The following is a 24,460-nucleotide window of genomic DNA, read 5'->3' as shown; positions in this document are numbered from 1 at the left end:
ACAGTCAACAGTCAACAGTCAACAGCCAACAGTCAACAGTCAACAGTTAACAGTCAACTCAACGATGAAAATCCGCGACGCAGAAGAAAGCGATTTGCCAGCAATTGTCCAAATATATAACGCAGCAATACCGGGCAGAATGGCCACAGCAGATTTAAAACCAGTCTCAGTTGAAAGCCGCCTCCCGTGGTACAGAGAACACTCCCCCAATTCCTGGCCGATTTGGGTAATGGAATCAGAACAAAATATTGTTGGCTGGCTGAGTTTTCAGCTTTTCTACGGACGCGCTGCCTATCAGCATACAGCAGAAGTTAGCATCTACGTCACACCCGATCGCCAACGCTGCGGAATCGGACAAAATTTATTGCAATCGGCAATTGTGCGGAGTCCAGAATTGAAGCTTAAAACTCTCATAGGAATAATTTTTGCTCACAATCAGCCGAGTGTAAGATTGTTTGAGAAATTTGGCTTTCAGCGGTGGGGATATCTGCCACAAGTTGCCGAACTTGACGGCGTTGAAAGAGATGTCGTAATTCTGGGTTTGCGTTGTCTGTAGGGAAACGGCAATGCCAATTGGTGTCAACTTAAGGTCAAACGTAATACCGGTCTGCTGTTTGACGATTAGGCCTCGATCCCCCCTAGCCCCCCTTAAGAAGGGGGGGACAGGAAGCGCTCAAAGTCCCCCTTCTTAAGGGGGATTTAGGGGGATCGAGACTACCGTAGAAGCGAGATTTTCCAGGCTCTGATGTTTGCTCAATCTGCTAAAATTGTAATTTCATCCAAAGATACGATCGCCACATCAGCATTTTCCAAATGACTCACCTGGGCCTTTCCCCAACAAATCCCGATACAGCCAGCCGCGCCCGCATTTTTACCCATCTGAATATCGCCCGCTGAATCTCCCACCATCAAAGTTGCTGCGGGATTTACTCCAAGTTTCTCACAAGCCTGCAAAAACAATTTCGGATCGGGTTTATGAACCGTTGAATCCACTCCCATTTCTAACTGAATCCACTCGGCTAATGCGTGGTGTTTCACAAATTTCTGCACCGATTCGGTTGTAGCAGCCGAAAGAATTCCCAGTTTTAAACCCGCTTCCGAAAGATATTTCAGCACTTCCAAACTGCCGACAAATAAAGGAGAAACAGCACTATTTTTAAACATTTCGTCAGCTTCGTCAAAAGCGCGGCGCGCAATAGTTAAAGATTCCAGCCATCCTCTGCCGGTTTCGGCGATGTATCCCGCCGCCACAATCTCATTTTCCCTACGACTACCGACTGCTAGCAAGCCCGTGGGGTCGATGCTGCCAGCTTCGATGCCGAAAGCCATTTGTAAAGGCTCTCCAACGCCCGGAATTTGAGCGTCTGCGAGGCGCGATCGCTTAATTCCCAACAATCTCAAAAATTCTTGAGAATCCTCTAGAGTGCCGTCTTTGTCAAAGATTACGGCTTGGATATTCGAGAAGGTAAGGCCCCGACATTTAATAGTTACCAAGAATCTGAACTCCGTAATATTTATATTTTTTTGTATGGTCTCATATTGTGCTATTTTTAGCAATTTTTTTTAGCGCAACATAACTCTCTTGTCCCCCCCTTATTAAGGGGGGCTAGGGGGGATCTGGCCTTAACTATTACGAGATATATCGTACTCTTGTCCCCCTTATTAAGGAGGGTTAGGGGATATCTGGCCCTAATAATGACGATCGCACGCACCCAACAACTCCTGACAAACTCCCTCAAAACACTGCAACACATCAACATTCGTAAACCTAACAACTTGCAGTCCATACCCCTCGAAAATTCCTGTTCTTTCCGCATCATATTGTTTCCCCTGTTCAGTAAAATGACTCTCGCCATCAACCTCAATTACCAATCTTAAAGCAGCACAATAAAAATCTACAATAAAATTGTCGATCGGTCGCTGTCTCAAAACTCTAAAAGGGAAATTTTTCAGAAAATCTTCCCACAGTTTCTTTTCGGCTGGAGTTGGATTTTTCCGAATTTCCTTGGCGATAGGGATGAGTTTTGGGTTGTAAGGTAGGTGGAAATTCGAGTCGTTTAATTGGGTCATCATCCTCCTAATCTCGATCCGGAGATCCCCCCTAGCCCCCCTTAAGAAGGGGGGGACATGAAGCACTCAAAGTCCCCCTTCTTAAGGGGGATTTAGGGGGATCTCCGGGGGACAAGAGTTTAACTGCCTAATCTAATCTCAAACATCATAAATCAAAACTCCAAATCAATTAATATCTTCCGGCTAAATTGGCAACCATTAATCCTAGTACAACCGGCTGGATCGGCTTAACCATATGCCTTTGAAAACCAGCTTCGATCGCCCTTTCGCGTTCTTTATCGCTCGCATAGGCAGTCAGCGCCGCGGCGGGGATTTCTCCTCCGGCTTCCGCAGTAAGAGCTCGCACTTCTCGAATTAAGAAATACCCATCTTCCTCTGGCATTCCGATATCGGAGACTAGCACGTCATATCTGCCCGGATTTTCAGTCAAAGCAGCGATCGCACTTCTGGCAGATGCAACTGCCAAAACCTCCGCCCCGTAGCCTTCAAGCACAAATTGTAAGAAGTCGCGCGTATCGATCTGATCGTCTACGGCTAAGATGTGCAAGCCTTCTAGAGAGGGGACGCGATCGCTAGAGGCGTTTAAAGGCTCTACCAAAGCAGTTGACTTTAAATCGATCGCCGCTGTCAACTCTTGAGGCAGCGATCGCAACGGCAATCTCACAGTCATTGTAGTTCCTTGTTCCTCACCCGGACTTTCGGCTTGCACCGTTCCCCCGTGCAATTCAACCAGGTGACGCACGATCGATAAACCCAATCCCAGCCCTTGATTCGCCTTAGTGCTGCTGGCATCGCCTTGATGGAAACGATCAAAAATATACGGCAAAAATTGTGCCTCAATGCCTTTTCCCGTATCGCTGACTCGAAGTTGAGCATGATTCTCGATCGTCGATAGCATGATTTCCACTCGTCCCCCCGCGGGAGTAAACTTAATGGAATTAGACAGAAGATTCCACACAACTTGCTGCAAGCGATTGATATCCCCTAAAACAGTCGTAGATATCAACTGCGAAACAATTTGAATGTTTTTTGCTTCGGCTGATAATTGAATCCCCTCCAGCGCAGCTTGCACCACTAACCGCAGATCCATCGGACCAATGCACAGTTGAAGCTTGCCACTGGTAATCCGGGAAATATCCAGGATATCTTCGATTAATTGAGATTGCGCTCTCGCGCTGCGCTCGATCACCTCTAGAGCCTTATTAACGGCTGCCTCCTTCAGTTTCCCGGAACGCAGAATTTGTGACCAGCCCAGGATCGGAGTCAAAGGATTGCGTAATTCGTGGGAGAGATTCGCCAGAAATTCATCTTTACTACGGTTGGCTGTTTCTGCCTGGTGGCGGGCAAACTGTTCCTGCAGTAATAACTGCGATCGTACTGTCTCAAACTGCTTGCGCTGCGTGATATCCTCGATCGACAACAGAATCATTAAAGCTTGGTCTTCTCGTTCAAGTTTACAAGCATTCAGCAGCATGGTTTTCTGCCCGATCTGCTCAAACAGGTGATCCAACTCAAAGTTTTCAAGCTGAACATCACTAACCAGAATATCTTCCAGAATCCATCGCACTTGGGGGATATTCCACTGCCCGTTGCCTAGCTCAAACAGCGAAGATTTTGCTATTTCTGACGGTGAAACCTGAAACATTTCATAGAACGAGCGATTTGCTTTATTCACTCGGAAATCAGCATCTAGGACGACTAAAGGCGTTTGCACAGTTTCCACAATGGTTTCAGCATAGTTTCGGGCCTCCTCCAAGGTTCTGGCACTGCGTTTAAGAGCATCAATATCGAGCAAAACTATCACCACACCGTCAATCTGGTTTTCCGTTGTCCGGTAAGGACGAATGCGGAGGTTGTACCAATATCCCGATAAAGTTTGAATTTCTTGTTCTTTCGTCTGGAGAGTATCAATCACCTCCAAAATCATCTGTTCTAATTCAGGAACGTTCAGAGTTGAGCGGATGTCGCTAAAAGGTCGTCCAACATCTGTGGGAATCACACTAAAAATTTGCTGTGCCGTTGGCGTAAAGCGTCGAATCTGTAAATCGTTTGTCAGCATTAAAATAGGGATATTGATACTGGAAAGCAAATTTATCAGATCGTTATTCACCAGACTTTGTTCAATATTGCGGCTGCGAAGTTCATCGTTAGTGGTAGTGAGTTCCTCGTTAGTGGCTTGAATCTCTTCTTTGGCAGTTTCTAACTCCTCATTGGTGCTTTGCAACTCCTCGTTGCTCGATAGGATTTCTTCGTTGGCAACTTTGAGGTCTTGGTTGAGACTTTCCTGATCCTGGATCACCGCTTGCAGTTGGGCTTGAGCCACAGTTTTTTCTTGGTTAGCGACTGCAAGTTGCTGCCTCAGCAGCTCAATTTCGCGCACTAAATCAGCTTGCTCCAAGCTTTCCGAAGGGAGAGTGCTGAAGTTAAGCACCGGGGGTGAAGCCTCTTCAAATACCACCAAAAAGTAGCGTCCTTCGGCTGCCTGTGGCTGGAACGGAATCACCTCAAAATTGACGATACTCGATCGTCCGCCCGATTCAAGCAATACCCTTTCTTTCCTAATGGTTACGTTCTGCGTTTGTGCCTGATAAATCGCGGTGCGAAGCTCAACCAGCAAGCCTGCCCTTGCCATTGCCAGCAAGTTTAAGTCGGGCGTTCCGGCTACCACTCTCAAGTAAGGATCGATGTCTCCCCGCACTTGCAGGATTTTCATCTGCTCGTTGACAACCACACTGGCTGGGGCATATCGATTTAAAATCAGTTGGTCAGTTTCTTGTTGTAAATCCAAGCTATTCGTCAAATTGTCCTTGACTTCCTGCCGTTCACGTGTTTTAGCGACAGGATAGGAACTCGGCGTAAACGAAAAATTGGGACGAGTCCCAGTCAACTTTTTGGCATAAATTTTAGACTTTTTATCCAATGAAGTAAACAAGTAGGAAAATTCTCCGGTACTCTCAGAAGTGCCTAACAGGAGAAAGCCCGTTGGGTTGAGACTGTAATGAAAAATCGGCATCACTTTTTTTTGCAATGACTCTCCCAAGTAGATCAGCACATTGCGACAGCTAACTAAATCGATATTGGAAAAAGGCGGATCGCTGCCTAAGTCTTGTCGGGCAAATACACAGAGTTCGCGGACTGCCTTGGTGATTCTATAGCTACCTCTTGCTTCGGCAATAAAGAAACGAGTACGTCGTTCTGGTGAAACATCTACCATCTGGTTTTCTGAGTAGAAGCCAGACCTCGCTTTGCCAATTGCCTGTTCGCCAATGTCCGTGGCAAAAATCTGGATCGGTGGCTGGATGGCTCGATCGCCCAAAAACTCTAACAAGCAAATGGCGATCGAATAAACTTCTTCACCTGTCGAACATCCCGCCACCCAAATCCGAATCGGAGTTTCGGCCGATTTATTTTTGGTAATCGTGGGGAAAACCAGTTCTTTTAATTTTTCAAAGGCTTCGGGATCGCGGAAAAAACTGGTAACGTGGATCAGGATTTCTTCATACAGGGCTGTGACTTCAGCCGAATGGTGTCGAAGATGTTGGGCGTAATCATTCAAGGTTTCCAGCTTGTACAACACCATCCGTCGCTGGATGCGTCGAGCGATCGTCGTGGGTTTGTAGTGGCTAAAATCAACGCCTGTGGTGGATTTCAGCAGCCCAAAAATAGTTGCCAGGGCATCTCCATGTTCGGGCGATTCCTCAACTTTTGTCATGGGAAGCGGGCCAGTGAGAAGGGGATTGTGACTGTAGTTTCCCAGTTCCTCGGCAATTTTTTCCGGTGGCAGAACGAAATCGACATTGCCTGTGGCAACAGCGGTATTCGGCATACTATCGAATTTTGCTGTGCTTTGACATTGAGCAAAAGTCATGCCTCCGGCTGCTTTGATTGCCTTGAGCCCCAGTGAACCGTCTCCGTCTCCCCCGGATAAAACTACGGCGATTGCTTTGTGCCCGCGATCGATCGCCAAGGAGGTAAAAAACGCATCTCCCGGCATATATTTGCCATAAATCTTCTCGCGGGGTGATAGTTGCAGCACGCCTTTCGATAGCACCATCTTGGTGTTGGGCGGAATAACGTAGACTTGATTGGGCTCTACAACTACGCCGTCTTCTACCTCATTCACAGGCATTTGCGTCGTTCTCGCGAGAATCTCGCTCAGCAGACTTTTGTGATTGGGATCTAAATGCTGAATCAGCACAAACGCCATACCCGTATCGATGGGTAGATGGCTGAGTAACCCCGTGAATGCTTCCAACCCTCCTGCTGAGGCGGCAATCCCGACAATCGGAAAGGGGGCATCAATTTCGGTTAATTGTTCGCTGTCGAGGGCGGCTGGTGCGATCGATTCGAGTGTATTTTCTGGAGATAATTGAGGAGAAGTCATAATGTGAAGCCCTCGACTTCAGTTATTTAGTACAATAGATACCGGGCAAGCGTAAGGCTGAGTAATTCGGACTATTTTTATCAAAGTGTACTTAAGTTATCGGCATTATCAAGCTCCATTAAGGATGAGCTAGAGTGTGGGAGCCATGAGCTGAGCGCTATCGAACAATGCTATATGCTGTTGGGGCGATCGCTACTAGAGGCTGGTAATAACCAAGTAGTATTTATTTGCTTGCCTACTTAGTTTTTTTCAGCAACCAGTGTAGCAGAAAGTGCGATTACTGATTCCGTATTAATTCTAGCAGTAAAAGCGACTTGTGCGCCTTGTATTCCTTTTAAATCTTCAACTCGCTTTTGAATTTCGGAGACTCCAGCAGCTTTTAATGCACTTAAAAATGCTTGGTCATGATAAACTTCTTCGGAAAATGAAACTTCGTCACTTTTAGAAAGATTTTGAATGCGGGCGGCTTTGTTGACTGTCGAGCCAAAATAGTCGATCGAATTATTAAGATTTACCAGCAAAGCCGTACCTCGGTGAATGCCAATCCTGACTTGAATCCACTCTTTTGGTTGGCGAGTTGAGTTATACTCTCTCAAACAGGCTACAGCACCAGTGGCCGCCATAATTGCTTGTTCGTTGCTGATAAAGGAAGCCATGACAGCATCGCCGATGGTTTTAATGACTTTACCGCCAAATTTCTCGATCGACTCAAAGAAAATTTCAAAATGATCGCGCACAATATTGTAAGCTTTGGTATCTCCCAGTGTTTCGTACATTCTGGTAGAACCGGTAATATCAGTAAACATAATAGTAATCGCCCGAATCTTGACTCGCTCTCTTTCTGAGATTACTTGATCGCCGAACAAACGCTTATAATCCGGGTGATGAAGCAGTTGCATTCCTGACAGCCGCATGGGCAGTTGTTCTAAGGTCAGTTCATCGAGCAATTCATCTGAATGCAAAATCAGCCCCGACAAATTGTGATCGGTATTAGTTAATTCGAGCTTAACTTTTCCGGGACGCACGGCCAGCTCTTTTTTATCGAAATCTGGGCCGGCCAACTGCTGGAGTTTAATTTCTTGTATCTCTTCTGTTTCTTCGCCTTCAACCTTTAAAATCCCTTTAGCTAAAGTGAGGGGACAGCAGTAGCGATATCGACCGTTTTCTAAGGTAACAATCTCCGATTCGGTGCAGTATAAAGGCGTTACCAGTTGCAGTTTGCTCTGGAGTACGGGAGGGGGAGCGCAGACGGGCCGCAGTTGCGGGTCTTCGATTTCTTTGTTGAGGGAAAAAGTAACTTCGACGCGATCGAGCAAATCAATTTTAAACTCGCGATCGCACATCGGGCAAAAAGACATTTCTGATGTGTCTGTCAAATCCTTAAATTCTTCTGTAATCATGTTGCAGTGGGGGCAGTGAATATCCCAGTGCAAGTCAAAGGCGCCGGCTTTCACTCCGTGCAGAAATTCGGAAGTAATTCTTTTAATATTCTTGACTGTATCGCCTGCTAGGTAGTAAGGGTTAATCCGCAATCTCTGCAAAATGTGGGAACCGGTTAACCAGTTTTCGATTTGGTCGATCGTTCCTTTGCTAGAATTAGGACGTTTTTTAAGCAGTTCTAATTTTTCTTTTAATAGTTCGATGTTCATGATCCGCTTGCCTATGAGCGTCAGGGCAAGAAATTTCTAAGTATTATTTTGTGTAATTTGTTTGTCTCGTTGGTTCTTGCCTGAGAATGCTGATGAGTTCGCACTTGTGCGGATGTCCCTGATGTTTGTAAATCTTAACAAATTAGCAGCATAAAGGCTATGCCTATTTAGGCAGAGCGATCTGCAACTTGTATTAATTCAAAGTGCGATCGCTGCATCTCTCTACAGAAACATCTTAAATCTCGGTAATTGGCAATTGGTAATTGTTAACAACCCAACAGCGACTAATATCGTTTCCGGTGGCATCGGAATAATAAAATCGAGTCAACAATTAACACTCAACCCTTCAGTTTTTCGACCCGCCCGTCAACAGTCAACAGTCAACAGTCAACAGTCAACAATAATAAGGAGTGCAACCGGAATTGATATAATGACTAATAACTAACTCAAAAAAAAAGAGGGAATTTTCCCTCTTTTAATCACACACTAACTGCGATGTTATTCTTCCGTCGCAGGAGGGATTTCTTCCTCTACTACATCTAATACTGCTTCGGGTGCTGCTTCGGCTGCTGCTTCCGGTGCTGCTTCGGGTGCTGCTTCGGCTGCTGCTTCCGGTGCTGCTTCCGGTGCTGCTTCCGGTGCTACTTCCGGCAGATCCTCTTCCATTGCTGAGGGAACATCTTCGAGTTCGTCGGAGAGGTCATCATCAACATCGATCGAGTCTACAGGAATATCTATGCCTGCTTTAGCTTGCTTTTGAGCCAGCATTTTCTCGCGGAACTTAGCTGCCATTTCTTCAGCTTTTTCGTACACCAATTCGCGATTTTTGACCATCGCGCCCGGTTCCGGTTCCAATTGCTTAGTGGAGAGAGAAATCCGGCCCCTCTCGGCATCCAAGTCAATGATCATCACTTTCACTTCGTCGTTGACATTGAAGACGCTATGAGGCGTATCGATGTGATCGTGTGAAATTTCTGAGATGTGCAGCAAGCCGCTGACGCCGCCGATGTCGATAAAGGCACCGTAAGGCTTGATACCGCGTACTGTACCGATGACCACTTCCCCGACTTCGAGGCGGTTCATCTTGCGCTCAACTAAGGCGCGACGATGACTCAACACTAGGCGGTTGCGGTCTTCGTCTACCTCTAAGAATTTTAATGGTAATTCTTCGGCGACTAATTCTTCCTTCGGTTTGCGGGTACTTATATGAGAACCGGGAATAAAGCCTCGCAAGCCTTCTATTCTCACGAGTGCGCCGCCGCGGTTGGTGGCAAATACTTGCGATCGTACTGTGGCATCTTCTGCTTGCAGTTGTCGCACTCTTTCCCACGCCCGCATATACTCGATGCGCCGGATGGACAGGGTTAATTGTCCGTCTTCATTTTCATCGGTTAGAATGAAAAATTCTCTGGTTTCGTTTGATTGCAATACCTCTTCAGGGCTTTCCACTCGATTGATGGACATTTCCTGAATGGGAATGTACGCTGCTGTTTTAGCACCGATATCAATCAGAGCGCCCCTGGGTTCTATACTAAAAACTGTACCCGCTACTACATCGCCCGGGCTAAAGTGATAGTCATATTTATCAAGTAGGGCTGCAAAATCTTCGTGAGTAAAGCCGATGTCTTTGACTGTGGTTTTGAGATTGACCATGCGAATAGTTTCCTAGGATTTCTCTCCTTCATGTTTTTCGTTTGTGCCGGCAGATATTCGAGATTTTGGTGAAAAAGCGATTAACTTTTTTCCAAATCTTTTACTAAAGTCAGTTTTTGCTAACTTTTGCCGGGTGCAACTGCACACCAGCGCTTGCCTTTACTGTTACTCCATACTCTGTGTTAAAACGTTGAATCTTAACATTCCGAGTCAAGTAGACCATTTTGACACTCTCAGGTATAAATAAACTGAGATTCTTCGTTCAACGAGCCGACTTGCTGGCGACAGGATTACTCCAGTCTAAGTAGAGGTCGGTTTCTCCAGAAGCGTAAATTTCGGTATGCCCTACCGTATTTAATTAGTCACCGATCTTTAGTTAGGTTTTGTTCAAATGCGAGCTTTCCTAAACTGCAACACCGTTAGGTGTGACTACGCACTCAACTAATCCAGTTAAGTTTTTACGTTGTCTAGTTATACTCTATTTTAGACCGATGACGATCATATCACACCCAGCACTATTACTGAGAAAAAAGAACACTCGCTCGAATGAGAGTCCCTTTAGTCGCTATTCCTCCCGGCCTTCCTCGCGACACGGTTTTCAATCTCCCAGAATATTTCTATAAATTAATTTAAGCGAGCTTAGCTGGGACTAGCGCAGGATGCGGGGCTTTCTCGATCGACTGCTTCGGGCTCTGGCAAATCTGCGTCAAAATTTGGCGCAGTTTCTGTATCTTCAGCTTCGTTGAGGGGATTCTGAAGGTGATTTAGGGTATCTACAAAATCTCGGATGCCTCGAAATTGCCGATATACGGAGGCAAAACGGACATAAGCGACTTCGCTGAGCGGCCGCAGGTGCAACAGCACCAGTTCCCCTATTTCTGAACTGGCGATTTCTCGGAGCGATCGACCTTGGAGTTGCGCCTCAATTTCTTCTGCCAGAGTTTCGAGATGCCCGGAAGACAAACCGGTTTTTTCGCAGGCCCGAATCAATCCCCTAACTAATTTTGACCTGTCAAAAGATTCGCGCTTGCCGTCGCGCTTGATCACCGTAATCGGCACAAATTCTATCCGTTCGTAAGTTGTGAAGCGGTGCTGGCAGCTCAAACACTCACGCCGCCGACGGATGCTTTGACCTGATTCGGCTGAACGCGATTCTAGAACGCGACTATTTGTGTGTTGGCAGGAGGAACAGCGCATGATTGCTGAGTTTAACAGGCATTGCCAGCAAATTACCATTCATCTAACCGCCTGGGGTCTGATGAATGGCTGGACTAGAAAAATGACTTAGCAATCAGCCGTGAAATAGTCCCGCACCAAATTCGTTAGCGCAGCCCTCGGAGAGGATCACTTATGATGCGGGCTAACCGCAGTCCGGTTCAGGATATTTTGGACTTGCCGCAGGCGTATAGCTAATTATTTGCCAATCCGGGGAGGTTCCCGAAAGGCGATCGCAAAAAATAGTACGCCTATGGCTAAAGCCAGAATCAAAATGTAAGCAACGCTTTCCATGTTAAATTTTCCCTATCTTCCCTTGCCGTATTATTTTATCTTAATTGTTGGTTTTATTATTAACTAAAAAAACCCGGTTTCTTGAAGAAACCGGGTTTTTGTGCAGCGGGGAAGTTTCCCCCCTACCCAGAGGCTGGCGAAATCTAGAGAGATTCTTCTCTTCTTGTCGTCACGTCGCCCACCTTTTGGAACAGGCCCCACTCGACTTGTTCTTCCAGGTCAGCCTCAACTCCAGCAAACACGTCGCGGAAAATAGTCCGAGAACCGTGCCAAATATGGCCGAAGAAGAATAGCAAAGCAAAGCAAACGTGTCCGAAAGTGAACCAACCGCGAGTCGAAGTGCGGAACACTCCGTCAGAATTCAAGGTTTCACGATCGAATTCAAACACTTCACCTTTTTGAGCAGCGCGAGCAAACTTCTTAACATCTAGAGGATTATTAAAGGTTTGACCGTTAAGTTCGCCGCCGTAGAAGCTGACGGTAACTCCGCTTTGTTCAAAGCTGTATTTTGATTCAGCACGGCGGAAGGGGATGTCAGCGCGAACGACCCCATCTTTGTCCGTCAAAATTACTGGGAAAGTTTCAAAGAAGTTGGGGAGGCGGCGAACCGACAATACCCGACCGTCGTTGTCAGTAAATACTGGATGGCCCAGCCAGCTTTTCGCAATACCGTCGCCATTGACCATCGCGCCGGCCCGGAACAAACCGCCTTTAGCAGGAGAGTTGCCCACGTAGTCGTAGAAAGCCAATTTTTCAGGAATTTGTTCGTAAGCTTCTTGGAAGCCTTGGCCACCGGCTAAGGTAGCTTGAGCTCTGCGATCGATTTCTTGTTGGAAATAGCCACTGTCCCACTGATAGCGAGTCGGGCCAAAAAGTTCGATCGGAGTCGCAGCAGAACCGTACCACATCGTACCCGCAACCACAAAGGCTGCAAAGAACACGGCAGCGATACTGCTAGAAAGTACAGTTTCGATATTCCCCATCCGCAGGGCTTTGTAAAGACGTTCCGGCGGCCGCACTGTCAAGTGGAACAAACCGGCAATTACGCCGACTACGCCCGCTGCAATGTGGTGAGCCACGATGCCGCCCGGATTATACGGGTCAAAGCCTTCAGGGCCCCAAGCAGGCGCCACTGGCTGGACGTGACCGGTCAGGCCGTAGGGGTCGGACACCCACATTCCCGGGCCAAAAAGTCCCGAAAGGTGAAATGCGCCGAAGCCGAAGCAAAGCAAGCCGGAGAGGAACAGGTGAATGCCAAACATTTTTGGCAAGTCGAGGGCTGGTTCACCGGTGCGAGGGTCTCTGAAAAGTTCTAAGTCCCAAAATACCCAGTGCCAAACTGCTGCTAAGAACAGCAGGCCAGAGAGGACGATGTGAGCTACGGCGACGCCTTCAAAGGACCAGAAGCCCGGATCGACGTTACCTTCGCCAGTGATGCTCCAACCGCCCCAAGAACCCGTAACTCCCAAGCGAGTCATGAAGGGCAACACGAACATCCCTTGACGCCACATTGGGTTCAGAACTGGGTCTGTGGGATCAAAAACTGCTAGTTCATAAAGGGCCATTGAGCCGGCCCAACCTGCCACGAGGGCAGTGTGCATTAAGTGTACAGAAATCAATCGGCCTGGGTCATTTAAGACGACTGTGTGTACGCGATACCAGGGTAGTCCCATTGACTGCGGTTCTCCAAGGTGTAAGTGATGATGTCTATTTTTACGGAAAAATCAGATTCTGAATCCCCAGCAGTTACCTGCAGGGTTTAAACTCTGCCTTTTGCCGACTGCCATCTACCTTCAAAGGTGGAGGCATAAAAATGAAAGTTATTTAAAGAAGTGTATCGAGTGTTAGAACCGATTGCAATATGTTGAGCATTACATTAGTTGCGGGTTGCCCATTTCGCAGCGGGCGGCGATCGTCCCGAGGCGTTCGAGGACTTGCTCGGCATCGATCAGTCTGGTGAGGGTGACGTTGCCGATATTTTTGGCGGGATCGGCAGGATCGGGACGGACTGCTGGTTGGACTTCTACCATGAGTACGGCGTCTTCTACGCGGTAGAGCCACATTTTTTCGTTGCGATCGGAAAGACAGAGGTTGAGCTGTTGGATGTCCGGCGGCCGCCTCCAGGCGGCGTGACTCCACTCGCCACCTACCCCCCAGACGCGCCCAACTTTCCAGCCGTCGGATAAGAAGAAGTATTTCACTTGTGTACGCTTGTTGAGATTTTTTTGTCTAACATAGCGCAAAACTGCAATAGTACGGAATTATTGAACTGCGAAGACGCGAAGGGTGCATATAAATATTGTTATTCGATCAACTATTGCCTATAATATGCTATGTAAGGCATAATTGCTCCCAATGACATGGAACATTGAGTTTCACTTTGATTTTTACTCTGAGTTTAGCGAATTCCCCACTGATGTCAGATTAGAGCTTTTAGCAAAACTCACACTGTTACAAGAATTTGCTCCAAACCTCAAGCGTCCTCACGTCGATACTCTCAATGGTTCTACACCAATAGGTCGGAACTTAGGTTTCAGGCGGCTGGTAGAGTTTGGCGACTCGCTTTTGCATTTGACACCCGCCGATATGCGATTCTGTTGGTAGCTGGGGAGAAATTTGGTAGTAGTGAGAAGCGATTTTACAAGCAACTAATTAAGATAGCAAATAGTAGATTTACCGAACATTTGAATAAGTTAATGGAGCCAGAAACCGATGACAATTAGCATGAAAAGTATTATGGAGAACTTGCCTCCCGAACAACGAGCAATAGTCGAAAAGCGATCGGCAGAATTAATTGCGGAACAAATGACATTACACGACTTACGAAAAACGAGGCAATTTACTCAAAATTGTTGGCGGCGTGCAAAATTTTGGATTAGGTGAGAGTATTTAGGCAAGTAGCTTGGGTTAGGTTGGCTTCTACGGTGGCGAGGGTTAGTCCGTAATGAACGACGGTGGCGGCAATGAATCGATGATATCTCCGATAATTTTGCCACTATCTTTGGCAGATACGAATGCCGATCGTTTAGTTTTTTTATGGGAGATAATAACCACAGTTCGATCGTTGTGGATGAACGGTCTGAATCTTATCAAAAATATTGATAAAATTGCATTATACTTTTCATAACCCTGATAATTACTCATCACCCCGCCTCCCAATCTTCAATCTGTAGCCCTTGTACTCTGCTAAACTCCCTAACATTATGAGTGACTAAGATTAAATTATTTGCCAAAGCAATAGCAGCAATTTGCAGATCGTTTGAGCCGATCGGAGTTCCCAAACTTGCCAAATCTCTCCTAATCTTGCCATATACTTCCGCACAAGCATCGTCAAACGGCAGAGAAAGGAACTGACTTAAAAAAGATTTTTGTACATTTAAACTCTTTTGGGGGTTATTGCTACCCATCGCTCCGTAAAATAACTCGGCTTTTACCACAGAACAAACCCCTATTTTATCGGCTACCACAGTATTAAAATGAAGGTCGATACTAGGCGATCTACCCTTTAAATACATGATACAAACATTAGTATCTAGCAAATAAACCAAAGAGCTATTACTCATCAAAAACCCCCATCATATCGTCATCCATTTCATCAGAAATCCCCCAGCCATCATCATCAAAATCAATATCCGCACAACTCCCAGACAGATTTATCAATCCTGAAGAATGCAGCATATTATTTTGGCTGAAAAATTCCTTCAAGCCTGCCTCATCGCCAATATCGAGCATCTCCTTTAACTCATCCAAATCGATTAACCCATCGCGAAAAGCACTTAAGACTAAATCTCTCAGAATTTTTCGTGACAAGTTCCCCCATTTATCCTCGATCTTATCTACTAACGTATCAGGTAAATTAACGGTGATTTGCATATATTAAAAACCCCCTCGCTCTCCATTTCTATTTTAGTTGCTCAAACCACATCTTCCAACATCGCCATAATATCCGACTACAAATATTTAATATCCCGCTCGCTTGGTGCATGGTGTATGGGTGCGTGCATAAGTATTGCCTGCATAAATATTGTTACTCAAACGACTATTGTCTATAATAGACTATATAAGGCATAATTTACTCAAATAACACAGACAAAAACGCGATATCCGATAAATAACCCTCCGGCTTAATCCCTGAAGTCAATTATTCAATCTAAAATCTAAAATCTAAAATCTAAAATCCCATGACTGCACAAACTCCAGTACAATTCCAAGACAGTTTCGACATCATCGTAGTAGGTGGCGGACACTCCGGCTGTGAAGCCGCCCTCGCCACTTCTCGCCTCGGCTGTCGCACTCTTCTCCTCACCCTCAACCTCGACAAAATTGCGTGGCAACCTTGCAATCCGGCTGTCGGCGGCCCGGCTAAAACCCAACTTACTAACGAAGTTGATGCGTTAGGCGGGGAAATTGGCAAAATGGCCGATCGCACTTACCTACAAAAACGCATCCTCAACTCTTCCAGAGGCCCCGCTGTGTGGGCGCTGAGAGCACAAACAGACAAGCGGGAATACGCCGCTGTAATGAATAATATTGTCGAAAACCAAGAGAATTTGACCATCCGGGAAGCGATGGTAACAGACTTAGTTTTGGGCAAAAACGAAGAAGTTATCGGAGTTGAAACATACTTCGGTGTTGCTTTTGAATGCAAAGCCGTAATTCTGACCACAGGTACTTTTTTAGGTGGCACGATTTGGGTGGGCAATAAGTCGATGCCCGCCGGACGTGCGGGAGAATTTGCCGCCGTTGGTTTGACGGAAACTCTCAATCGTTTGGGGTTTGAAACTGGCAGGTTAAAAACAGGAACTCCGGCAAGAGTTGACAAACGTACTCTCGATTACACTAACCTGGAACCGCAGCCGGGAGATGCAGAGGTTCGCTGGTTTAGTTTCGATCCAGAAGTTTGGATCGAACGGGAACAAATGCCTTGTTATTTAACTCGGACTACGCCTGAAACTCACCAGTTAATTAGAGACAATTTGCACCTTTCTCCAGTCTACGGCGGCTGGGTTGATGCGAAGGGGCCGCGCTATTGTCCGAGTATTGAAGATAAGATTGTGCGCTTTGCCGATAAGGACAGTCACCAGATTTTTATTGAACCGGAAGGTAGAGATATTCCTGAACTTTACATTCAAGGTTTTTCGACTGGTTTACCGGAAAGTTTGCAATTGCAAATGCTGCGGACTCTTCCGGGTTTGGAAAAGTGCGAGATGATGCGCCCTGCTTATGCTGTGGAGTATGATTATTTGCCGGCTACTCAGTGCTTTCCAACGCTGATGACTAAGAAGATTGAAGGGCTGTTTTGCGCGGGTCAGGTGAACGGTACAACTGGATATGAGGAGGCGGCTGCACAGGGGATTGTGGCAGGGATTAATGCAGCCCGGTTTGCGAAAAATCAGGAGATGATTGTGTTTCCTCGCGAGCAAAGTTATCTCGGGACTTTGATCGATGATTTGTGTACGAAGGATTTGCGGGAACCTTACCGGATGCTGACTTCGCGATCGGAATATCGGCTATTATTGCGATCGGACAATGCTGACCAACGCTTGACGCCGCTGGGACGGGAAATTGGTTTGATTGACGATCGCCGCTGGGAGTTATTTGAGCGGAAAAAAGCTAATATTGTGGCAGAGAAGGAACGCTTGTACTCGACGCGGGTGAAAGAACACGAGGAAGTTGGTAAGGCAATTTTGGCTGATAGTCAACAAGCGATTAAAGGTTCGATTACTCTGGCTGATTTGTTGCGTCGTCCGGGTTTTCATTATGTCGATTTGGAACGGTACAATTTAGGCAATTCTAGTCTGAAATTGGCTGAGAAAGATGGTGCGGAAATTGATATCAAATATTCTGGCTATCTGCAAAAACAGCAAAATCAAATTGATGAAATTGTCAGACATGAACGCCGACAATTGCCTGCGGATTTGGATTACATGGCAATTACAACTCTCTCGAAAGAGTCGCGGGAAAAGTTGGCTAAGGTGAAACCGCTGACGATTGGCCAAGCGGCGAGAATTGGCGGGGTGAATCCGGCTGATGTCAACGCTTTGTTGATTTTTCTGGAAGTGCGAAACCGTCAGCAGCCAGCGGGTGTGGGTAAATAACCTAAACTAGAGGTGTCTCAAGGCTTCCTTGAATGTTATGCAATATAGCAATCCTTGCAGGAGTCGTAAACTTTTTACCCCACCCCAACCCTCCCCTTATCAAGGGGAGGGAGTAAGAAATTCACAAATGATTTAAGATTGCTATAGTAGTATGAAAAAGTTTGGCTATTGTGGCACCACTTTTTTGTTTGGCGGCTTTCATATTGATGGATATAGATTCTGGGCTTGGCTGAGTCACGGTATGAATCAACTTTTATCGGAATTTACAAAACTCACCCGACTTGGCTTATAAAAACTCCGAAATCGGGAATTGATACCTGTATTCAGCAACGCCACAAAAACGGAAAACTGGCAGAATGTCAACTCTAATTGATGAACTTCTGCCAGTATATTGTAGATATTGATCAATCCTCGAACCAAGTCTGAATTTCGCAAACATCCTGCATAAGAATTAGCGTTCATCGGTGGTTCAAACCTCCCCGAAATCCCCACCAGTGTTGCCACCCTCAAAGCCTTAAAAGAACAGCGAGATGCCTTGCTATACGCTTATATACGCGCTCACTGGTGGTACTGGGGAATAGAGCGGAATGTGGTATTGGGCGATCATTGCACAATCGGCTAAATAGTCATTCCCCAACTTTGATAATAAAAGTGGGAGAGTCGGAGAGAGGGAGAATTAGGAAAATCTTCCTTTATTCTCCTGACTACTGACTACTGACTGCTGACTACTGACTAATGTGCCCAGAGAATCACACCAGCTTCATAAGGACTGCTGAGATTATCGTGCTTCGGCAAAACCCGCAACGACAAACCTTGCAAGCCGCTAGAAGTATAAGTAATGTCAGCCGTATAAAGGCTAGCATTGTGAGAATCTTCTCCCAAATACTCCATCACCACCGGCACGCCACCAATGATATCGCCGTTAGCATCAACCGAGCCTTGATAAAGTTCAACTTGCACGTCTGCAGGCGTCAATCCCATCAGATTAATCCGAGATTTAACAGATATCGACTGATTGACTTTAACTTCTTTATCCTGGGAAATATCAACAGCCTCAATCTTAATATCGTGCCACTTCGCGAGAACGTGCTTCTTCCAGTGAGACAACTCCTTGGCGGGAGCGCAATTATCCGATGTCATGGTGTGGTAGCGATCGCTCACCGGGAAATATGCCCGCCGCGCGTAATCTTTCACCATCCGAGCAGTATTGAAGAAAGGACAGTTCAAGCGAATCGAATCCTTCATTTTCTCGGTCCAACCGCGGGGAATGCCATCAGCATCCCGGTTGTAAAACAGCGGTACAACTTCCTTTTCCATCAAGTCGTACAAAGCATTCGCCTCGACATCATCCTGATACTTAGTATCTTCGTAAAACTCGCCATGTCCGATCGGCCAACCGGTACGAACATAATCAGCCTCATCCCACCATCCGTCAAGAATGCTCAGATTCGGCAAACCATTCATCGAAGCTTTCATCCCGGAAGTACCGGAAGCCTCACGCGGGCGGCGTGGCGTATTCAGCCACACATCGCAGCCAGACACCATCATCCGAGCAACGTTAATGTCGTAGTTAGGCAAAAATACCATCGAGCTCATCGTCTCGTGCTCGCGGATGAAGTGAACGATATCCCGAATCAATTCCTTACCCGGAATATCCATCGGGTGAGCCTTCCCAGCAATCACAAACTGCACCGGGCGATTTTGATCCCGCATGATCCGCATAATTCGATCGACATCGCGCAAAAACAGCGTCGCCCGCTTGTAAGTAGCAAAGCGGCGGGCAAACCCGATCGTCAGCACCTTCGGATTGAGAGCCTCCCGCGCGTGTTCGATTTCCCTTTGGGCCGCACCGCGCTCACGCAAAGTCTTTTGCAGCCACTCCCGCGCGAACACCACCAACTCCGATCGACAGCGTTCGTGATTGCGCCATAGTTCCTCATCAGGAATCGACGAAAGCCTGTCCCAGAGACGATCGTCCTTACCGGTCATTTCCCAGTCCGGGCCAAGGTATCGATCGTACAACTCCTGAGTAGACTTCGCCACACAACTGCGAGCGTGCACCCCGTTGGTAATCGAAGTAATCGGTACTTCTTCCTGCGGCAAACCCGGCCACAAACCCTGAAACATCGGGCGCGATACCGCGCCGTGCAAAGCCGCCACCCCGTTGACAAAACTCGACATTTTAATGGCCAAAATTGCCATATTCAGAGGTGCGGACAAATCGCCAGTATTCTCCCTGCCCAATCCTAAAAACTCATCTTGCGACAAGCCAAACATCTTGGGATACTGACCTAGATAGTGCATCACCATATCCGGCTCGAACAAGTCAAACCCAGCAGGTACCGGCGTGTGAGTCGTAAACATACTGCTCGAAACCACCACCTGTTCCGCTTCCACGAAACTCAGGTGATATTCCTCCATCAGCATCCGAATGCGTTCCAAAGCCATGAAAGCCGCGTGGCCTTCATTCATGTGATAAGCCGTAACTGTCAGCCCCAATGCCTTGAGCATTTTCACGCCGCCGATGCCCAGCATGATTTCTTGGTGCATCCGCAGAGTTTTATCACCGCCATACAGTTGGTCGGTAATATCTTGGTCGTAGCGACTATTAGGTTCAATATTTGTATCCATTAGGTACAAAGGAACCGTTCCCACTTGTACCCGCCAAATCCGGGCGTACACCTTGCGGCCGGGATAGTCTACCTCAATCCGCAATTCCGAACCGTCGGGATTGCGTTCTGGGTGCAGCGGCATATTGTAGAAATCGTTGAGCGGATAGCGTTCTTGCTGCCAGCCGTCGGCGTTGAGATACTGCGAAAAATAGCCTTCTTGGTAAAGCAGGCCGACACCGACTAAGGGCAAGCCCAAATCGCTAGCTGATTTGAGGTGGTCGCCTGCGAGCACGCCCAAACCGCCGGAATAGATCGGTAGGGCTTTAACTAAGCCGAATTCCATCGAAAAGTAAGCGTAGCATTCTTGCTGCTCGGTGCCGCGCTGTTTGCGGTACCAGGCGCGATTTTTGAGATAATCGTCTAACTGCTGGGCTGCTCGGTTCATTTGGGCAATGAAGCCTTCGTCTTCTGCCATTTCTTGCAGTCGCTCTTGAGATATGGTTCCGAGCATCAGCACCGGGTTTTGGTTGCTGGAGTCCCACAGGTCTCGATCGAGGCGGCGGAAGAGGTCTTTGGTATCGACGTTCCAGTCCCAGTGCAAGTTGTAGGCAAGCTTGCGTAGGGGTTCGAGAATTGTCGGTAGCGACGGGGAAACGTTAAATGTGCGAATTGGCTGCATAGACAAAGCCTTTATGTTGGGGTAGCGATATTTTCCTCTGTCTTTAGGTACAAGTCCGTTATTCTGCACACTATTTTAAGTTTTAACCAGTTTATGCACGATGCCATCAAGCAGACGAAACGGAAGCGCAGGTCGTTCGATGTGAGCGAACTAGCCGTTTTCGGCTGCGATAACTGTCGCAAGAAGGCCTCGCCACCAGACCATCACGACTGGACGGCGATCTGTCTTGAGTGCGGCAACGAGTTTTCCTACAGTGGCTGCTCGTGCGACGGCTGCTGCGGCGGGACCTATGCGGGTTTCGGCGGTGGTCGCACGACTTTTTACGTGTAACGTTCGCAGGACTTGCACGCAGCGTTACAACCTCACGCAGTCGTCAGTCGCGACCCAATTAAGCAATTTTCACTTGTTGCAACTGAGAATTTAGCAATAGCTTGCTAGCATCATTGGCTGATAGTGCAGGGCTGAAATAATGACCCTGAATTTCTTGACAGTGGAGTTGGCGCAAACACTCCAACTGCTCTTTAGTTTCTACTCCTTCGGCTACCACGCTCAAGTTCAAATCTCGCCCCAGGGTCGCTACAGCCTTGGCGATCGCCCGTTCGCAGGGATCAGTCGTCAGTCCGCTGACAAAGGATTTATCTATTTTTAAGATATTCAATGGAAACTTTTTGAGATAATTTAGAGAACAATAACCCGTGCCGAAATCGTCCAGCGCAATTTGCACTCCCATATTCTGCAACTCCGTGAGAACTTTTGTGGTATAATCCACATCTTGCATGGCTGTAGTCTCGGTAATTTCTAACTCTAAATACTTGGGTGCTAAACCGCTTTTTTCCAAGCAGTTCGCTACCATTTCTAATAAATTAAATTGCTGGAACTGCCGAGCCGAAACGTTGACTGCTACCCGCAAATCTGGCTGCAAAGCATCCTGCCAAGCTTTATTTTGAGTGCAGGCTGTTTGCAGCACCCATTCCCCAATAGCTACAATTAGTCCGTTCTCTTCGGCGATCGGAATAAATGTAGCCGGAGTAACTAAACCTAATTGTGGATGTTGCCAGCGCAGCAGGGCTTCCATGCCCTGAATTTTCCAAGTAGCTATGTTGACTTTTGGCTGGTAGAAAACCTCAAATTCTCCCTGTTCTAAAGCCTCGTGCAGCCTGTGTTCTATAGTTAGCAACTGGCTGCCTTGGGGATTAATTCTTGAAGTATATAATTGATAGTTATTTCTTCCCATTTCTTTAGCGCGGTACAAGGCGGCATCGGCATTTTTGACTAAAGTTTCGGCATCTTCACCATCATCTGGATAAAGGGCAATGCCGATGCTGCTGCTAACATGAAACGGTTGTCCTTCTAGTTTAAATGCTGGCTTTAAATTGTTGAGTATTCTTTGAGCTGTTTTAACTGCATCTTCTAAGCAATTGATATCGGGAAGCAGTATGGTAAATTCGTCGCCTCCCCAGCGGGCAACCGTGTCAGTCGATCGCAAAGTGTCGCTGATGCGTCCGGCAAAACTTTCTAACAGGCGATCGCCCGCAGCGTGACCTAGTGTATCATTAATCTTTTTGAACCTGTCCAAGTCTAAAAACATCACAGCTAGCATTTTTTTGGTTTGTTTAGCTTGTTTTAAGGAAGCCAGCAACCGCTCGTTAAAAAGTATCCGGTTCGGTAAACCGGTGAGTTGGTCATAAACAGCTTGATAGCGAATAATTTCTTCAGCTTGCTTGCGCTGAGTGATATCCATCATCGTACCGATCGCCCTTACTGCTTTGCCACCTTCATTGCGGATGATATAGCCGCGATCGAGCACAAAAACATATCCCCCGTCTGCCCGGTGAAAACTGTATTCTTCCGACCAACATTGAGCGTCTGACTTCATTGTTTCGTTGAAGCTTAACATCACTTTTTCCCGTTCTTCGGGATGAATATTTAGCCACCAAGATTCTAATTCTATCGTCTGAGTTTCGTTGAGTTTGTATCCAAAAACTTTTTCAAATTCTGCGCTCAACCAATACTCATTTTTTAACAAATCAAAATCCCACACGGCATCATTTGTCGCCCGCGTCAGCAGGTGAAAGCGTTCTTCACTTTTGCGTAGTTTTTCTTCGGATTGCACCCGTTCCGTTACATCCCGAAAGCTGAATACTCGACCAGTAATTTTGCCTCCCGTGCGCTGGGGCAACGAGTAGCGCTCAAAGATTCTGCCATCTGTCAACTCGATGATATCGTAACTTTCTGCTGCGGGGTTATCGGACAATTCTTTAGCACGGTTGAGAAATATTTCCGGGTATTTTAACTGGTTGATTCCAAACCCCAAAATTTGCTTGTTATCCCTCGAATCCAGCAGGAAATCCGGCAACTGCCACATTTCGGCAAACTTGCGGTTAAAGGTGAGCACTGTGCCTCCACTGTCAACCGCCAGAATACCGTCAGCAGTAGATTCAATGGTTGCTTGAAGCAATGAAAGAGATGTTTCTAGTTTTAACTTTGCTAATTTGCGATCGCTGATGTCAAATGCTGTGATTAAGATTGAGGCTTTTTTTTCAAATTTTATAATATCTACAGTTGCTTCAATCCAGCGCATTTCTCCAGTTTTCGTGACTATTACTAATTCATATTTAGAGCCTGCTGTTGAGCGCGCATGGCTGGATTTACCCCATTGTTTAACTATTTCTATAAAATCTATATGAATTAAGTCGTATAAATCCAATGCTAGTAATTCTTCGCGAGTATATCCTGTCAGAGCTTCTGTCTGAGCATTAACATAGCGGAACTGTCTGCGGTGATAGATAAATGCCACAGCATTCACAGTTTCTATCAGTTGGCGAAACTTTTTTTCACTGCGCCGCAAATTTCTTTCAGCCCGCTTGCTATCGGTAATATCTTGTGCTATATATAACTTGCCGCTGACCTTGCCTTGAGCGTCGCGAATAATTGAAATAGAAAGCTGTACAATTATTTTTTTTCGGTGTTTAGAAATGTAGACTTTTTCGACGTTGCGGACAGAACCTTCGGCTGTTAAACTTGCTAACTCTAATTCCGGGGCTGGTGATTCACTGTTCTTAAAAAGTCCGGCTATTGGTTTGCCTAACAACTCTTTTTTAGAGTATCCCAGAAGTTGACAGGTAACTTGGTTTAACGACAGGATATGACCGCCGGGAGTGGTCGCAATTATCGAGACGTTCATTTCCTCGCAAATATCCAGGGCATATTCAGCAGTTTGCTGCAAATCCTGAGTCATTTGGGCAATAGTATGCCAGATATCCTGTTCTTTTTTTGGATACAACACTTTTTCTCCTTTTGGTAGCTTGTCATTCTCTGTTTCAAACTTCGGCTTAATTAACCTCATCGTCTTGGATAAGCTATTTACTGTCTCCCCCCTGATCAATAATGAGATTACTAAACAAATAAAAACCAGAGAAGAACCGATTAGTGTTAACCTAAGAGTAGGTTCTTTTATAGGACTTTCCTGAGCTTGTATATAATTGTGAGTCGGTAATTTTACTGGCTCTATTTGGGATAATTTATCCAAAAATAAGGCGGCGCTTGCAGAAGTAAGGGGGCGAGATCCCGATCGCAAATAGCTATGTTTCTGAGACCGAATCAAAATCTCTTCTACAGGGCGAGTGCCATGCCCATCTCCTAGACTTGTCGGTAATATTTTTGGATTTATGCCACATTCCGCACCAAAAATAGCAACCGCGAAATATCCTAACATTAATTGAAAAATTATTTTCATTTGCTCTTGTTCCTAATTATAAATAAATCTTTTTATGGCAATCATAAATGTTAAAAATTCTAGCAAAACT

Annotated in this window: 16 protein-coding genes; 3 read left to right on the top strand and 13 right to left on the bottom strand. The window is 46.4% G+C overall.

Features of this window, described 5'->3' with window-relative positions; all coding sequences use genetic code 11:
• The first annotated feature begins 64 nt into the window (after positions 1 to 64).
• Entirely contained in the window at positions 65 to 556 is a 492-nt protein-coding gene (locus tag QUA43_RS06870) for an N-acetyltransferase family protein (protein WP_333372191.1), read from the top strand.
• A 197-nt stretch (positions 557 to 753) separates the two neighbouring features.
• Here the strand turns inward: QUA43_RS06870 and QUA43_RS06865 are convergent, their stop codons facing one another.
• The 9 genes from QUA43_RS06865 to QUA43_RS06825 form a co-directional block, all read right to left on the bottom strand.
• Entirely contained in the window at positions 754 to 1,494 is a 741-nt protein-coding gene (locus QUA43_RS06865; protein ID WP_333372190.1) for an HAD family hydrolase, read from the bottom strand.
• Positions 1,495 to 1,689: 195 nt separating this feature from the next.
• Entirely contained in the window at positions 1,690 to 2,073 is a 384-nt protein-coding gene (locus QUA43_RS06860; RefSeq protein WP_333372188.1) for an endonuclease domain-containing protein, read from the bottom strand.
• 166 nt (positions 2,074 to 2,239) lie between these two features.
• Positions 2,240 to 6,454: a chemotaxis protein CheB gene (locus QUA43_RS06855; RefSeq protein ID WP_333372186.1), complete on the bottom strand. Its 4,215-nt coding sequence runs from the start codon at positions 6,452 to 6,454 to the stop codon at positions 2,240 to 2,242.
• 239 nt (positions 6,455 to 6,693) lie between these two features.
• Positions 6,694 to 8,103, bottom strand: coding sequence for an adenylate/guanylate cyclase domain-containing protein (locus QUA43_RS06850; RefSeq protein ID WP_333372184.1), 1,410 nt, complete (start codon positions 8,101 to 8,103; stop codon positions 6,694 to 6,696).
• Positions 8,104 to 8,601: 498 nt separating this feature from the next.
• Entirely contained in the window at positions 8,602 to 9,756 is a 1,155-nt protein-coding gene (locus QUA43_RS06845; RefSeq protein WP_333372182.1) for a 30S ribosomal protein S1, read from the bottom strand.
• 639 nt (positions 9,757 to 10,395) lie between these two features.
• Positions 10,396 to 10,953: a transcriptional regulator NrdR gene (gene nrdR, locus QUA43_RS06840; RefSeq protein WP_333372273.1), complete on the bottom strand. Its 558-nt coding sequence runs from the start codon at positions 10,951 to 10,953 to the stop codon at positions 10,396 to 10,398.
• A gap of 216 nt (positions 10,954 to 11,169) precedes the next feature.
• Positions 11,170 to 11,265 (bottom strand): photosystem II reaction center protein T, encoded by a 96-nt coding sequence (locus tag QUA43_RS06835; RefSeq protein WP_006635641.1) that lies wholly within the window; start codon positions 11,263 to 11,265, stop codon positions 11,170 to 11,172.
• A 143-nt stretch (positions 11,266 to 11,408) separates the two neighbouring features.
• Positions 11,409 to 12,938, bottom strand: a complete 1,530-nt coding sequence (psbB, locus tag QUA43_RS06830; RefSeq protein ID WP_333372180.1) for a photosystem II chlorophyll-binding protein CP47 — start codon at positions 12,936 to 12,938, stop codon at positions 11,409 to 11,411.
• 198 nt (positions 12,939 to 13,136) lie between these two features.
• Positions 13,137 to 13,466 carry a hypothetical protein gene (locus QUA43_RS06825; RefSeq protein WP_333037185.1) on the bottom strand — a complete coding sequence of 110 codons (330 nt, stop codon included), beginning with the start codon at positions 13,464 to 13,466 and terminating at the stop codon, positions 13,137 to 13,139.
• Between the two features lie 222 nt (positions 13,467 to 13,688).
• Here QUA43_RS06825 and QUA43_RS30805 point away from each other — a divergent pair, with 222 nt between their 5' ends.
• Positions 13,689 to 13,988: a type II toxin-antitoxin system RelE/ParE family toxin gene (locus QUA43_RS30805; protein ID WP_445301953.1), complete on the top strand. Its 300-nt coding sequence runs from the start codon at positions 13,689 to 13,691 to the stop codon at positions 13,986 to 13,988.
• A 420-nt stretch (positions 13,989 to 14,408) separates the two neighbouring features.
• Here the strand turns inward: QUA43_RS30805 and vapC are convergent, their stop codons facing one another.
• Both vapC and QUA43_RS06810 read right to left on the bottom strand, forming a co-directional pair.
• Positions 14,409 to 14,828: a type II toxin-antitoxin system tRNA(fMet)-specific endonuclease VapC gene (vapC, locus tag QUA43_RS06815; protein ID WP_333372176.1), complete on the bottom strand. Its 420-nt coding sequence runs from the start codon at positions 14,826 to 14,828 to the stop codon at positions 14,409 to 14,411.
• Positions 14,821 to 15,138 carry a hypothetical protein gene (locus QUA43_RS06810; protein ID WP_333372174.1) on the bottom strand — a complete coding sequence of 106 codons (318 nt, stop codon included), beginning with the start codon at positions 15,136 to 15,138 and terminating at the stop codon, positions 14,821 to 14,823. Before QUA43_RS06810 ends, vapC begins: the two co-directional genes overlap by 8 nt.
• A gap of 308 nt (positions 15,139 to 15,446) precedes the next feature.
• On the opposite strand from QUA43_RS06810, the gene mnmG reads away from it, so the two are divergent.
• Entirely contained in the window at positions 15,447 to 17,363 is a 1,917-nt protein-coding gene (gene mnmG / locus QUA43_RS06805) for a tRNA uridine-5-carboxymethylaminomethyl(34) synthesis enzyme MnmG (protein ID WP_333372172.1), read from the top strand.
• 732 nt (positions 17,364 to 18,095) lie between these two features.
• On the opposite strand, the gene glgP is transcribed toward mnmG, so the two are convergent.
• Positions 18,096 to 20,654, bottom strand: a complete 2,559-nt coding sequence (glgP, locus tag QUA43_RS06800) for an alpha-glucan family phosphorylase (protein WP_333372271.1) — start codon at positions 20,652 to 20,654, stop codon at positions 18,096 to 18,098.
• A gap of 388 nt (positions 20,655 to 21,042) precedes the next feature.
• A complete protein-coding gene (locus tag QUA43_RS06795; RefSeq protein WP_333372170.1) occupies positions 21,043 to 24,390 on the bottom strand; it encodes an EAL domain-containing protein in 3,348 nt (1,115 codons plus the stop codon).
• Positions 24,391 to 24,460: the final 70 nt, after the last annotated feature.

The sequence above is a fragment of the Microcoleus sp. N9_B4 genome (assembly GCF_036701635.1).
Classification (GTDB): Bacteria; Cyanobacteriota; Cyanobacteriia; order Cyanobacteriales; family Microcoleaceae; genus Microcoleus.
The sequence above is the reverse complement of the archived record's forward strand: the minus strand, read 5'-3'. Positions and strand labels throughout refer to the sequence as shown.